This window comes from Streptomyces sp. NPDC050416 (assembly GCF_044458845.1).
In the GTDB taxonomy this organism is placed as follows: Bacteria; Actinomycetota; Actinomycetes; order Streptomycetales; family Streptomycetaceae; genus Streptomyces.
The window spans coordinates 83206-96201 of record NZ_JBITII010000005.1 but is presented as its reverse complement, the minus strand read 5'-3'; the positions used below and the strand labels follow the sequence as shown (position 1 = coordinate 96201).

Below are 12996 nucleotides of genomic sequence, written 5' to 3'. Positions count from 1 at the left end.
GGCTCTCTCGCCCCCGCTCGGGGCCGACGAGCAGAAAGGCGCGTTGACGGGTGTTCCAGGATTCCCCCATCTACGACCGACTCATCGCGGAGTGCGGCGATGTGCCCACACAGGTTCGCCGCGAGGCCGAACGCGTGAGCAGGGAACTGGAGCTGGTCATGCGGCCCGCACAGTCCCCCGGCTACGACCGCCCGCACTCCCCGGGCACCGGATGGCAGCGTACGGCGATGCTGCCCGGGCCGCGGCCGCAGTGAACCAGGATCGGTGGACGGCCGGTCCGGTGCTCAACAGGCCGTCCTGTTCGCGCCGTTGACGCGCGACGGACCCTCGGGGACGGGGCGGGCCAGCCACCCGGCGATGGTGCGGGCGATCGGCTGGCCCGTCTCCACCTCGACGAACCCGAACTGTCCCGACTGATTGCACTCCAGGAACCACCAGGTCCCGTCGGAGTCCTCGACGAAGTCGAAGGCCCCGTACGCCAGTTCGGCCTCCCGCAGATAGGTCCGGATGCCCGGCGCGATGCACGACGGCACGTCGGTGGGCTGCCACGGCGCGCCGGGTGCGGCGAACCGTACGTCCACCTCGTCGGGGTCCGCGTCCGGGGCCGCCGCCTTGCGGGCGGCCAGCATCCGGTCGCCCACCACGGTGAGACGGATGTCGGCCCGCTTGGAGATCCGCCGCTGGAACAGCGTCGGCCCGAACGCGACGGCGGAGAAGTCCGTGTCCGGCGCGACCCGGCTGGTCGGCACGGCCCGGGGAGGGTCCTGCGGATGCGCGCCCGACACCGGCTTGACCACCAGGTCCGGGTAGCGCTCCGAGAACTCGCGGGCGGCGCGCGGGAACGTCGTGATCAGCGTCGCCGGCACGGGCAGGCCGCACCGCTGGGCGAGGCGCAGCTGCCAGGGCTTGTGCCGGGCCCGGCGGGCCGCGTCGGGGTGGTTCATCCAGCGCGCGTCCGAGCCCCGAAGCATCCCGTAGAGAGCCTGGGCGGCCTCCTCCGTCAGCCACGCGGACGGCTGGGCCGCCCGTACCGCGGGGATGCCCGGCCGGCGGACCCATACCGATCGCAGTCCGCCGATGCTCACCAGCCGCCCCCCGGCGGACAGGTGGCCCCGGAAACGGCCGTGGACGTACTCCCCGGACAGCGAGACACCGCCGGTCAGATCGGCGGGGTCGACGCGGACCACCGGAATCCCGGCCGCGTTCAGGTGGACGACCACCATGTCCGCGGTCACATCCTCCTCGCAGGTGAGGATCAATACCGTCATCTTCGGCGGCCCGCGGTCAGTCGTCGAAGTGCGTCTTGGAGCCGGCGGTGGACGTCGTGGTGCCGACCTCCCTCAACAGAGCGAAGTCGGAGGCGGCCACCCGGCCGTCGTGGAGCACGTTCAACTGCTGTCCGGCGTCGTACACGTACGGAATGGCAGCTTCCAACTCCACTGCCGGGCGCGCGTAGTTGAGCGCGAACGGTTGCATCGTCTCTCCCTCGTCGGTGCTGCGCCGATCGAGCCGGATCCAGGGGCACGGCCACCCGGTCCGCCGACTCGCTTCGGCTCCCAGAGACTTATACGAATCGAACGGGTGGTTGGTTTCCTTACTTTCCGTAGTCATCGGGCCGGTTGGCGGTCCGGCCGGTGTGCCGACTCGCGCTCCCGCACGCCGAGGGAGCCGCGGACGGTGCGCAGAGCGAGCAGCAGGACGCCGATGTCGTCCAGGTACACCGGATCGGGCAGCACGTCGACGGGCAGCACCAAATAGAGAACCGCGCCCCAGAAGACCCAGCGCGGACCCGTGGGCAGCCCCGCGCGACGCAACTCGCGCCGGGTCCTGACCAGTCGCACGAGAATGCCGACGGCGAAGACGAGGACGACGGCCGCGACAACCGCGGCCAGGGTGATCGCCGTTGTGGTCGTATCCACGGGCTGCCCTCCTTCTGGCGTCCGCGACACGGGATGTCCCTTCCTGGATTCCCGTTTCCGGCGGCTGTATTGCGACCGGGGCCCGACATGTCGGCGCGTCGGCGTATTTTCCGTACCGCAGCGGGTGCGGCGGTCATCCCGGTGGCTCACCCGAGTGGCACGGTGTGACGGGGGCGCCTAGTCATGGTCAGCGTAACGTCGCTCGTCACACGACGGGGGGCGGACCCGTTCGGCTCGTTCGGTATGGCAGGCTCGTTCGAGCGGGGTGATGAAGAGCAGGTGGTCATACTCGCCTCCACGGGGGAAGAGTGCGGCCGCTCCTGCGCCCAGCCGTCCGCCGAGACCACCGTCGCCACCGGCACGTACCAGGTGGAGCAGACGAGCACGCAGCCCGCCGCCGGGTCGCACGAGACGTACGGTTCCTCCGACCGGCCGGGCGCCGACTCCGGCGCCCTCGGTGCCCACCCGGGTACGCGTGCCCGCCCCGCTGCCCCGGTCTCGGACGAAGCGGACATGAGCGCCCCGCCCGCCGCGACCGGCTGGGACCAGTCGGATCAGGCGCACGCACGCGCCGCCGCCCCCGGTTCCGGCCGGCCGGGCGAGGCGCAGGCTGCTGCCCGCGGCCTGGACCAGGCGGACCCGGCGCCCCGGCCCGCCGACCCCGGCTCGCACACGGCGACCGACTGGTCCGCCGCCCCGGCCCCGGGCGACGCGCCCACGCAGTCCGCTCCCTCCGGCTCCAACCCCGCGGCCGAGCCCTCCGCCGCGCCGGGCCAGGACTGGACGGACCCCGCGCAGGCGCACCCCACGCCGCCCGCACGGGACTGGCTGGATCCGGCCGAGGCACGCCCTGCCGCTCACGCCCCGGACCGTACGGACCAGGCGCCGGCCGAGCCCGCCCGGCCCGCCGCCTCCGGCCCGGACGAGGCCGTGCGGTCTCCCGAGCCCGGGCCGGGCGACCCCGCCGAGCCAGCCGCGTCCGGCCAGGACGAGACCGACCAGGCGGGCGCGCGGCCGTTCGTCATCCGCTCCCTCGACGACAACCCGGTGGAGCTCCGGCCCGGCACCGCGCAGGGCGCCGCGGTGCCGTACGGCGACGCCGTCAGCGACCTGGTGCACGCCGCCGCGGCGGACCGGCCCCTGGAGGAGGTTGTCGCCCTCATCACCTCGCTGGAGGAGTCGCCCGACCACGCGGAGGCGAAGGTCGAAGCGCTCCGCACGGCCGGAGTGGACCGGCCCGTGGAGGACGTCTCCCGGCTGATCGCCCTGCTGACGAAGCCACCGCGCGACGCCGACTGCGCGGACGAGGCCATCCGGGCCGCGGCCGCCCACCGCCCGGTGGAGGAGGTGACCCGGCTGGTGACCCTCCTGCACAAGGAGCCGCAGATGCCCCACGTCCGCGAGGAGGCGCTCCGGGCAGCCGCCACCCGCCGGTCCGTCGGGGAGCTGGTCGAGCTGATCGACCGCCTGGGCCTCGAGCGCCTGGACCGCAACGGCCGCCTGCCGGCCGGGACGTCAGGTCCGGACGACGCGACCGGGAAGCCCGAGAAGCCCGGCCGTCCCGGCAAGCGCCGTGCGGCACGCCCGGCCTCGGCCCCTGAGACCCGCGTGACCCGTGAGACGCGCCGGACGCGGACGCTCGACGGCTCGCCCGCGGACCGCGTCCGTGCGACGGACCGGCTCGCCAGGTCCGTGTCGTGGTCGGGCTGGCTCGCCGCCCTGGCGCTGGCCCTGTGCGCGGTGGCCCACTTCCCGCTGCAACGCGGCGGAGCGTCCCTGCGCCTGCACGCGTTCGGCCTCGGCCTGTCGGCGCTGTGCACGGTCCTGGCCCTGCTGCTGGCGCTGCGCCCCGTCGCGGTGGTGCCGGCCGGCGCGGTGGTCGTGCCCACGGTGCTGGCCGCGGCCCAGGCGTACGGGAATTCCTTCCCCTCTGCGTCCCTGTCCCGGGCCGTGGACCTCGCCCTCGCCCCGCCGTGGGTCGCCGCCGCGTCCGCCGTCTGCGCGGCACTGCTGGCCCTCGTCGCGCTGGTCTTCCGTACGGTGGCGCCTCTCGCGGGCAGGCAGTGGGCGCCCGCACCGACGCCCGAGGCACGCCAGACGGCGCAGTGACGCCAAGGCGTGTGACGAACACCCCCTAGACGCCCCGCACCGGACCGGATCCGCTCCCTGCGGAGCCGGTCCGGGCGTCGTTCGACGTCCGGCCGTCGAGCAGTCCGGCCAGTACCCGGTCGGGCGTCAGGGGGAGTTCGCGGAAACGGACGCCGGTGGCGTGGTGGACCGCGTTGCCGATCGCCGCGGCCGTCCCGACGATGCCGATCTCCCCGATCCCCTTGCTGCCCATGGGGTTGAGACGGGGATCGTCCTCGTCCAGCCAGTGCGCCTCGATCTCGTCGACGTCGGCGTGCACCGGCACGTGGTACGACGCCAGATCCGACTCCGTGAAGTCACCGAACGCGTCATCCATCGTGCTGCCCTCGGTCAGCGCCATACCGAGACCCATCGTCATGCCGCCTACGAACTGGGAGCGTGCCGTACGGGCGTTGAGGATGCGCCCCGCGGCGTACACCCCGAGCAGCCGGCCGACCCGGACCTCGCCGGTGACCGTGTCCACGGCGACCTCGGCGAAGTGCGCCCCGAAGGCGTGCCGCGCCCAATCGCTCTCGGCGTCCGCCGTGCCCTGGGTGTCGGCGCGGGCGTCGAGGCCCTGCTCGGGCAGCGGCCCCGGATGCTCGGCCAGCCGCCGCGCCAGCCGGGCACCGGCCTCGTGGACCGCCCAGCCCCAGGAGGCGGTGCCGGACGAGCCGCCGGCCAGCGGCGCCGACGGGAGTTCGGTGCTGCCGACCTCGATCCGCACCCGCTCCAGAGGCACGCCGAGGGCGTCGGCGCCGATCTGTGCGAGCACGGTCCGGGCGCCCGTACCGATGTCCGTGGCGTTGATCCGCACCAGGAACGTGCCGTCGGGCAGTGCGCGGGCGGACGCCGTGGCGGGCGACACCAGGACGGGATACGTGGCCGCCGCCACACCCGTCCCCAGCAGCAGGGGGCCGTCCCGGTGGGAGCCCGGCCGGGGATCGCGCCCGGCCCACCCGAAGCGGCGGGCGCCCTCGCGCAGACACTCCACCAGGTGCCTGCTGCTGAACGGCTTGCCGCTGTCGGGTTCGACGTCTGGTTCGTTGCGGACACGCAGCTCGACCGGGTCCATGCCCAGTTCGGCGGCGAGTTCGTCCATGGCGGACTCCAGCGCGTACATGCCCGGCGCCTCGCCCGGCGCCCGCATCCACGACGGGGAGGGCACGTCCAGCGCCGCGACCCGGTGCTCCGTACGGCTGTGGGGGGACGCGTACATCACCCGCGCCGGGACGGCCGCCTGCTCCACGAACTCCTTGATGCGGGAGGTGTGCGTCGTGACCTCGTGCACGAGGGAGGTGAGGCGTCCGTCGGCATCGGCGCCGAGCCGCAGCCGGTGCAGGGTGGGCGCACGATGGCCGACGACGGCGGGCAGATACCGGCGGGGCAGTGCCATCGTGACCGCCCGGCCGGTCTGCCGCGCCGCCATCGCGGCGAGCACCACGTCCGGCCGTGGCGTGCCCTTGGAACCGAAGCCGCCGCCGACGTGCTCGGCGGTGACGACGATCCGCTCCTCGGGAACGCCGAACAGCCCGGCGAGCACGCCCCGCACAGCACCGGCGCCCTGGCTGGAGGTGTGCACGGTGAGCCGGCCGTCGTCCCAGCGGGCGGTGCTGGCATGCGGCTCCATGGGATGGTTGTGCAACGGCGGCACCCGGTAGGCGACGTCGACCCGGACGGCCGAGGACCCGAACGCCCCGTCGGGGTCGCCCCGTTCGCGGACGGCCGGATAGTCGGCGTTGGCGTCGTCGGGGACGTACACACCCGGGTGCGACGCGGTGAGGGTCACATCGTGTTCCTCGGCGGCGTAGTCCACACGGACCGCGGCGGCACCGGCCCGGGCCGCCTCCAAGGTCTCGGCCACCACCAGGGCCACGAACCAGCCGCGGTGCGGAACCCGGGGATTCTGGAGCACGGCGAGCGTGGCGTCGTCCGGCTCGGCGAGCCGCGGCGCGTTCTCGTGGGTGAGGACGGCGAGCACCCCGGGGAGGGCCAGGGCTGCCGCCGTGTCGACGCCGGTCACCCGGCCCCGGGCGACGGCCGCCGGCACGGGCCACGCCTGGGCCAGGCCGGGGTAGTGGTACTCGGCGGCGTAGCGGGCGGTGCCGCTGACCTTCTCCCGTCCCTCCCGGCGCTCGGCGGGGGCTCCCACGCTGCCGGTCATGAAGTCCTCCTCGCCGGCGCCGTCTCCGCGAGCCGGGACAGCACGTCCAGGGCGATCCCCCGGGCCAGCGGCACCTTGTAGGCGTTGTCGCGCAGCGGCTGCGCCGCGGACAGTTCCAGGTCGACGGCGTGCTCGAACGCGGCGGTGGTCGGAGCCGCGCCCAGCAGCGCCTCCTCCGCCCGCCGGGCCCGCCACGGCCGGTGCGCCAGCGCCCCGAACACGAGCCCCACATGGGCGACCACACCGTCCGACACGCGCAGCACGGCCGCAACGGACGCGAGCGCGAAGGCGTACGAGGCCCGGTCGCGGGCCTTGCGGTACGCCGACGGCAGCCCGGCCGTCGCGGCGGGCAGCACCACGCCGGTGACGAGTTCGCCGGGCCGGATCTCGGTGTCCTGCTCCGGCCGGTCCCCGGGCAGCCGGTGGAAGTCCGCCGCCGCGACACTCCGGGCGCCCACGGGACCGTACAGCTCGACACGCCCGTCGAGAGCGGCCAGCGCCACCGCCATGTCCGACGGATGCGTGGCGATGCAGTGCGCGGAGTGCCCGAGCACCGCGTGATCACGATGGACGCCGTCCCGGGCACCGCAGCCGCTGCCCGGCTCCCGCTTGTTGCACGGCTTCGACAGGTCCTGGAAATACGGGCACCGGGTCCGCTGGAGCAGGTTGCCGCCGGTCGTCGCCGCGTTGCGCAACTGCCCCGACGCCCCCGCGAGCACCGCCTGCGACAGCGCCGGGTACCGGTCGCGCACCAGCGGATGGGCCGCGAGGTCGCTGTTGCGGACCGTCGCCCCGATCCGCAGCGCGCCGTCCGGCAGTTCCTCCACCGCGTCCAGCGGCAGCCGGGTGATGTCGACGAGGGCGGCGGGCTGTTCGACGCCGAGCTTCATCAGATCGACCAGGTTGGTGCCGCCGCCGAGATAACGGGCGCCGGCGTGGGAGGCGTACGCGGAGGTCGCCTCCCCGACGCTCCCGGCGCGGACATAGGCGAACTCCTTCACGGGATCACGTCCTCCACGGCCTCGGCGATCCGCGGATACGCGCCGCACCGGCACAGGTTGCCGCTCAGCCGCTCCCGGATCTCCGCCCGGTCCAGCGTCACCGGCCCGGCCGAGGGCGTCGCCGGGTCGGTGACGTGCGAGGGGTGACCGGCCGCCGCCTCGGCGAGCATGCCGGCCGCGGAGCAGATCTGGCCCGGGGTGCAGTAGCCGCACTGGAATGCGTCGCGCTCCAGGAAGGCCCGTTGCAGCGGGTGCGGTCCCTCCCCGTCGCCGGACAGCCCCTCGACGGTCGTGACCTCACAGCCGTCCAGGGCGACCGCGAACAGCAGACAGCTGTTGACGCGCCGCCCGTCCACCAGGACCGTGCAGGCACCGCACTGGCCGTGGTCGCAGCCCTTCTTGGCGCCCGTGAGGTCCAGGTCCTCCCGCAGGAGGTCCAGCAGGACCCGCCGGTGGTCGACGGTGAGGGTGTGGGGTTTGCCGTTGACGCGGAGGGTCGTCTCCGAGTGGTGCTGGTCGTTGCCCATGGCGTGGAAGACCTTCCCGGACGGGCCGTACTGCCGTACGCAACCGCGTATCCACCAGACCACGACTGACACGTGTGCCCCGTGAGGAAGGCACCTGGGGGGTGTACCGGATGGGCCGGTACCGGGAAAGCCCATGCGCGGGTCGTCGCCGGGCACGACGGTGCCGGCCAGACGCAGTGGGCGCAGACCAGCCCGTCAGGGCTCGTCCCGGGACGGGGCCACGGGACGCTGGGACCTGCTCTTGAGGCGTTCGAATGTGCGTGTGAGCTGTTGCAGCGGAGACGCCATGGGGGTGCCGGAGGGCTGCCGGGGCGCGGGAGCGGCCTCGGCGGACTCCTGGTAGGCGGCCAGGGCCTCGTGGGCGCGTTCGGCGGCCTCCCGGTACAGGTCACGTGACTTCGTCATGGCCTCCAGCGCCTCGGCGTACATGGCCACCAGCCCGCGCTGGCGCTCCAGCTCCTCCTCGAGGGTCAGCAGGTGCCAGTCCTCCCGCAGTGCGGTGAGGGCGTCCTCGGCTCCGTCGGGCAGCGGTCTCGGCAGCGCGGCGTACCGCGTCACCGCGTAGACGAGGTCGGTGGGCTCCGAGCCGTCGAGGAAGACCGCGCGGACGGAGAAGTCCTCGGCGGCGTAGCCCTCCGGCGCCGGGGTGCCGGGCAGCACCGCGGCACCGCCGCGCGGCACCTGGACGCCCAGGTCGCGCAGGGCCCAGTTGAGACCCCGGTGCTGCTGGGGTGCGGCGCGGTGCTCCACCACACGGTGCCGCAGGCTCGGCGGCAGCCACCGCGCCACCGGCAACCGGCCCCGGTCGTCGGTGGTCATCGCCTCGTGGACGACCACATGGATGTGCCACCCGCCGCGCACCGCGTTCCTGAACAGGCGGCGCGTGTCCTTGTCGTCGTGGGGGAGGGGATTGATCTTCCGCAGGGACAGCTCCGCGGCGCCGTCCCGGTCCCAGGCGAGGTCCGGCTCCTCCGGCCAGAACAGCGCGGCGGGCGACGGCCAGTCGTTGTTCCACGGCCGCTCCGCCTCCGCGACCAGGATCCACTCCTGCCCGCCGTCGGGCCCGGGCGTCACGCCGATCCGGGCCCGCACGGTCACCGTCTCCTCCACCCGCCAGCGGGCCTCGAAGACCCGCTCCGCCGGGGCGTCCTCGGCCTCGGTCCCGGGGTCGGTGTCGGCTTCGGTCCCGGCTTCGGGCAACTCGAGGAAGTCGTCGATGGCCCGACTTCGCTTGCGCTGCTCCAGCGAGCGCCGGAGCACGTCTTCCGCGGCGCCTTCGGCATGGCGGCCGCGAGCCAGCCACACCGTGGGGGGAGTCATGGGGCGGACGGTGGGGGAAGTCGGCATGGGTCCAACTGTGAACGGGGGCAGGGGCTCCTGCCAGTATCGTCGCCGCAGGCCGACGGGCATAACCCGGGGTCACACACCGGGCAGCGCCCTGCGGCACCCGGCGGCGCCAGGGGGCCGGCACCGGGTGCTCGTAGGCACGCGGCGCGCACGGGGTGTGCGCGCCGCGCGCACACCGGCGGATCACACTCGTGGCCCCACCGGCGCGAGATCCCGACAATGGTCCGCACGAGCAGGGCCCGCCCACCATCCGCATCGGGGCGGGTCCTGCTCGCCTGCCGCGCCCTTCCCACCGTCGGGGCGTCACGGCCGAAACCCCGGGCCCCGTCACCGGTTTCGTGCGAAGATCTGCAGGCCCTGTCGGGCTCCACCCTGACGAAGTGACGATTCCTCGGAGAGCCCATGCGCCGCGCCTCCCTCCTCTCCGCCGCTGTCCTCCTGCTCTGCACCGCCTGTTCCGGCGGTCCGGGCAAAGACTCGGGGGAGAGTGGGAAGAAGACCGTGGATCACGGGGCGGCCGTGCGTGCCGCGATCGAGAGGACGAGCGCGGACAGCGCCCGCGTGGACGAGAAGATCGAGCTGCGGTCCGCCGACAGCCCCACGACGTACACGTTCACGATCGCCGGCGCCTTCGACCTGGCGGACGACAGGGGCCGGCTCACGGTGGAGCTCGAGGACAGCGGCATGGACCCCGTCGAGGAGGTCTTCGTCGGCGACACCGTCTATGTGCGGGGCTCGCGGGCGGTGGGCGGGAGCGAGTGGGCCTCGGCCGTCCGGAGCGAGGCCCTGACCCGCTATTTCCTGCGGGCGCCGCTGAACGACCCCGAGCACCTGCTCCGCCAGATGAAGGCGATGCGGCAGGTGTCGAACGAGGGCGAGGAGCAGGTGAACGGCGCTCCTGCGGTGCACTACCGGGGCACGATCGACCACGCCACCGCGACGCTCCGGATGACGGCGGAGACGAAAAAGGGGCTGGACGACCTGCGCGAGAAGCTGGGCGACGACATGCCCGTCTTCGCGGACGTGTGGGTCGACGGGAAGGGGCGCGCCGTCCAGGCCCGGCTGTCCTGCTTCGGTGGTGTGAAGGCCAGGACGACGATGACGCTGTCGGACTTCGGGACGCCGGTGAAGGCCGAGGCGCCGTCGGCCGAGCAGGTCGTCCCCGTGACAGCGGGCGAGGACGTCCTGCTGGCCTGAGCGCGCCGGGCCGTTCCGTCCCGTTGGCTTCAGGGAAGGTCGGTGGCGGGCTCGGTCGCGTAGCGGCTCATCGTGTCGATGTTGGCCTGCGGCGTCAGCGGCCGGCCATCGGCGAGCACCTCCTGGAGGTCTCGGAAGTACTGCACATACAGGTCGGGGGTGAAGGTGCTGAGCATGACGGCGGGTTGGTCGGTCAGGTTGGCGAAGGTGTGCGGGGTACCGGGCGGGACCATCACGAGGGTGCCCGTGGTGGCGTCGTACTCCCGGTCCCCGACGGTGAATCGCACGGTGCCGGAGAGGATGTAGAAGCCCTCGTCGTGCCGGCCGTGGCGGTGCTGCGGCGGTCCCTGGGTGTGCGGGGCGAGGACGGACTCGGCGATCGCGAGGCGGTGCCCGGTGTGGCTGCCGTCTTCAAGAACGCGCATGTGTGTGGTGCCCAGAACGATCGTCTCGCCGCCGCCGGGACCCACCACCGATACGGCGGGAGCGGTCTGCGGCTCGCTGGTCTTCGCTTCTTCGGCCATGCCGACGAGTGCACCGCCGGGGACCTGCCAATGTCCAAGACCCATCCCGCGGCGCCGATACCTGCTGGGTATCGTTGCAGCGTGGAGCTTCGGACCTTGCGCTACTTCGTCGCGGTCGCCGAGGAGCTCCACTTCGGCCGGGCCGCCACCCGACTGCACATGAGCCAGCCGCCGCTGAGCCGGGCGATCAAGCAGTTGGAGGCCGAGGTCGGGGCCCTGCTGCTCGCCCGCTCACCTACCGGCGTCACGCTCACTCCCGTGGGCACGGTGCTGCTCGACGAGGCGCGGGACCTGCTCGCCCATGCCGATCGCGTCCGGGGACGCGTGAGCGCGGCGGCCGGCGTCACCACCATCACCATCGGCATCCTGGGCGACGGCACCGACCCCGGAGTGTCCAGACTGGCCGCCGCCTACCGCCGAAGTCACCCCGGCATCGACATCCGCATCCGAGACACGGATCTGACCGACCCGACGTGCGGGCTGCGCTCAGGACTGGTGGACGTCGCCTTGACCCGGGCGCCGTTCGACGAGACCGCCCTGACGGTGCGTGTACTGCGGAGCGATCCGGTCGGCGTGGTCCTGCGCGCCGACGATCCCCTGGCCGGCCGCGACCAGCTGCGGCCGGCCGAGCTGAGCGATCGCCGCTGGTTCCAGTTCCCGCAGGGCACCGACCCCCTCTGGCAGTCGTACTGGAACGGCGGCAGCCCGCGCGAGGGGCCAGTGGTACGCGCCGTCCAGGAATGCCTGCAGGCCGTGCTGTGGAACGGCACGGTCGGCCTGGCCCCGCTCGGACACGACCTGCACCCGGAGCTGGCCGTGGTGCCGTTGACCGACATGCCGCCGAGCCGGGTGGTGGCGGTGTGGAACGAGGGCGATACCAACCCGTTGATCCGATCCTTCGTTGAGATCGCGACATCCGCGTACCGCCACTGAGTACCGGCAACCGGTGCCCGTCTCCTTCTCGCGCGCTGCGGGGATCATGCTCTTGGCGCGGCCTCCTCCCGCCCCTTGGCGTGCATCCCCTCGCCCGCACACCACCGTGCCGGGCGGAAGCGGTAGCGCCGGCCAGCCGTGCCCCTCAGGGCGCGCCACCAGGACGACTCGACCAGCACCTTCGCTACCGGCCACCCCTCTCCTTCTTGAGTCAGTCACTAGCAAGAAGCTTCATGGAGCCTTGTCATAGTATTTGCCTCGTCGTATATGAGGTATGCGAGTACCGCAGTGCGAAGGGGAGGAGAGGCGTGTTGATATCTGCTGTCGTGATCCCTCTGATCCTGCTCGCCGCTGTTTTGACGCCCGACCTGTACAGGGACTGGAAGATCTACTCCCAGCGGACTCGATTGCCCCTCCCGCCGCCGAGGCGATCGCTGCGTAGCCGGCTGCTCGATGCCAGTACGGCCAGTTTGCGGCGCTTGGTGCCCCGGCTGACCGAGCGCCGCGGCACTCGTCCGGCCGGCGGAAAGGAACCGACCGCTCGTGCGGGTCAGGCCAAATGCCGTTCCCTCGCCAGGTGAGAGGCGAACCAGTCGCGAGCCGCTGTCGCGACTTCCTCCAGGAGCCGTGGGTCCAGGAACAGGTGTGTCGCACCGCGGACGACATGGATCTCGCTCGGCGCCTTCAGCTTTCCCGCTGCCTCCTGGCCGAGCCGCACGTCCGTCTCGTCGTCGCCACCGACGATGAACAGCACCGGGGCCTGGATCCGGTCCAGGTCGTCGTGTATCAGGTCCGGCCGCCCGCCCCGGGACACCACGGCCGAGATCCGTTCCGGCCGTTCAGCGGCGGCCAGCAGAACCGCCGCCGCGGCGGTCTCGGCGCCGAACAGGCACACCGGGACGTTCGCCGTGTCCGGCCGCTGTTGCAGCCAGTCGATGGCGGACACCAGTCGCCGGGCGAGGAACGGGATGTCGAAGCGGTGCCGGGCCGAGCGCGCGTCGTCCCGCTTCTCGCGTTCGGTGAGGAGGTCCAGGAGCAGCGTGCCCATGCCCGCACGGTGGAACACGCCGGCGATGGCGCGGTCGCGCGTGCTGTTACGGGAGTTGCCGCTGCCCTCGGCGATGAGGACGACCGACCGTACCGGACCGGGCACGACCAGGTCACCGGCGAGAGGAGCCCCCTCTGCGGGCACCAACACCAAGTCGGAGATCATCTGTTGCCTCCACACGGCGCTTGTTGCTTGGTCTCGGAGCGAGC

General features: G+C 73.1%; 13 protein-coding genes. 4 read left to right on the top strand and 9 right to left on the bottom strand.

The features are described from left to right. Positions 1-50 precede the first annotated feature (50 nt). A complete protein-coding gene (locus ACIBL4_RS17105) occupies positions 51-254 on the top strand; it encodes a hypothetical protein (protein ID WP_086604202.1) in 204 nt (67 codons plus the stop codon). Positions 255-284: 30 nt separating this feature from the next. Here ACIBL4_RS17105 and tgmB read toward each other — a convergent pair whose 3' ends face one another. From tgmB to ACIBL4_RS17090, 3 genes are all read right to left on the bottom strand, one after another. After that, positions 285-1268, bottom strand: a complete 984-nt coding sequence (tgmB, locus tag ACIBL4_RS17100; RefSeq protein WP_399410742.1) for an ATP-grasp ribosomal peptide maturase — start codon at positions 1266-1268, stop codon at positions 285-287. A 16-nt stretch (positions 1269-1284) separates the two neighbouring features. Next, entirely contained in the window at positions 1285-1476 is a 192-nt protein-coding gene (tgmA, locus tag ACIBL4_RS17095; RefSeq protein WP_037669517.1) for a putative ATP-grasp-modified RiPP, read from the bottom strand. A 131-nt stretch (positions 1477-1607) separates the two neighbouring features. Beyond that, positions 1608-1919 (bottom strand): YkvA family protein, encoded by a 312-nt coding sequence (locus ACIBL4_RS17090; RefSeq protein ID WP_399410740.1) that lies wholly within the window; start codon positions 1917-1919, stop codon positions 1608-1610. Positions 1920-2162: 243 nt separating this feature from the next. Between ACIBL4_RS17090 and ACIBL4_RS17085 the strand changes: the two genes are divergently transcribed. After that, on the top strand, positions 2163-4028 hold the full coding sequence (locus ACIBL4_RS17085; RefSeq protein ID WP_399410738.1) for a hypothetical protein: 1866 nt from the start codon (positions 2163-2165) through the stop codon (positions 4026-4028). Between the two features lie 25 nt (positions 4029-4053). On the opposite strand, the gene ACIBL4_RS17080 is transcribed toward ACIBL4_RS17085, so the two are convergent. The 4 genes from ACIBL4_RS17080 to ACIBL4_RS17065 all read right to left on the bottom strand — a co-directional run bounded on the left by ACIBL4_RS17080 (position 4054) and on the right by ACIBL4_RS17065 (position 9085). Next, positions 4054-6210 carry a xanthine dehydrogenase family protein molybdopterin-binding subunit gene (locus ACIBL4_RS17080; RefSeq protein WP_399410736.1) on the bottom strand — a complete coding sequence of 719 codons (2157 nt, stop codon included), beginning with the start codon at positions 6208-6210 and terminating at the stop codon, positions 4054-4056. After that, positions 6207-7211, bottom strand: a complete 1005-nt coding sequence (locus ACIBL4_RS17075; RefSeq protein WP_399410734.1) for an FAD binding domain-containing protein — start codon at positions 7209-7211, stop codon at positions 6207-6209. Before ACIBL4_RS17075 ends, ACIBL4_RS17080 begins: the two co-directional genes overlap by 4 nt. Beyond that, positions 7208-7738, bottom strand: coding sequence for a (2Fe-2S)-binding protein (locus ACIBL4_RS17070; protein WP_399411550.1), 531 nt, complete (start codon positions 7736-7738; stop codon positions 7208-7210). Before ACIBL4_RS17070 ends, ACIBL4_RS17075 begins: the two co-directional genes overlap by 4 nt. Positions 7739-7933: 195 nt before the next feature. Beyond that, positions 7934-9085 carry a hypothetical protein gene (locus ACIBL4_RS17065; RefSeq protein ID WP_399410732.1) on the bottom strand — a complete coding sequence of 384 codons (1152 nt, stop codon included), beginning with the start codon at positions 9083-9085 and terminating at the stop codon, positions 7934-7936. Positions 9086-9487: 402 nt separating this feature from the next. Between ACIBL4_RS17065 and ACIBL4_RS17060 the strand changes: the two genes are divergently transcribed. Beyond that, the gene (locus ACIBL4_RS17060) at positions 9488-10282 is read left to right on the top strand and encodes a hypothetical protein (protein ID WP_399410730.1); all 795 of its coding nucleotides are present in this window, start codon (positions 9488-9490) and stop codon (positions 10280-10282) included. Positions 10283-10311: 29 nt separating this feature from the next. On the opposite strand, the gene ACIBL4_RS17055 is transcribed toward ACIBL4_RS17060, so the two are convergent. Next, positions 10312-10806, bottom strand: coding sequence for a cupin domain-containing protein (locus ACIBL4_RS17055; protein ID WP_399410728.1), 495 nt, complete (start codon positions 10804-10806; stop codon positions 10312-10314). Positions 10807-10902: 96 nt separating this feature from the next. Here ACIBL4_RS17055 and ACIBL4_RS17050 point away from each other — a divergent pair, with 96 nt between their 5' ends. Continuing rightward, complete coding sequence (locus tag ACIBL4_RS17050; protein WP_399411548.1) at positions 10903-11739, top strand: LysR family transcriptional regulator; 837 nt, start codon at positions 10903-10905, stop codon at positions 11737-11739. A gap of 550 nt (positions 11740-12289) precedes the next feature. On the opposite strand, the gene ACIBL4_RS17045 is transcribed toward ACIBL4_RS17050, so the two are convergent. After that, positions 12290-12952, bottom strand: coding sequence for a dienelactone hydrolase family protein (locus ACIBL4_RS17045; protein WP_399410726.1), 663 nt, complete (start codon positions 12950-12952; stop codon positions 12290-12292). Positions 12953-12996: the final 44 nt, after the last annotated feature.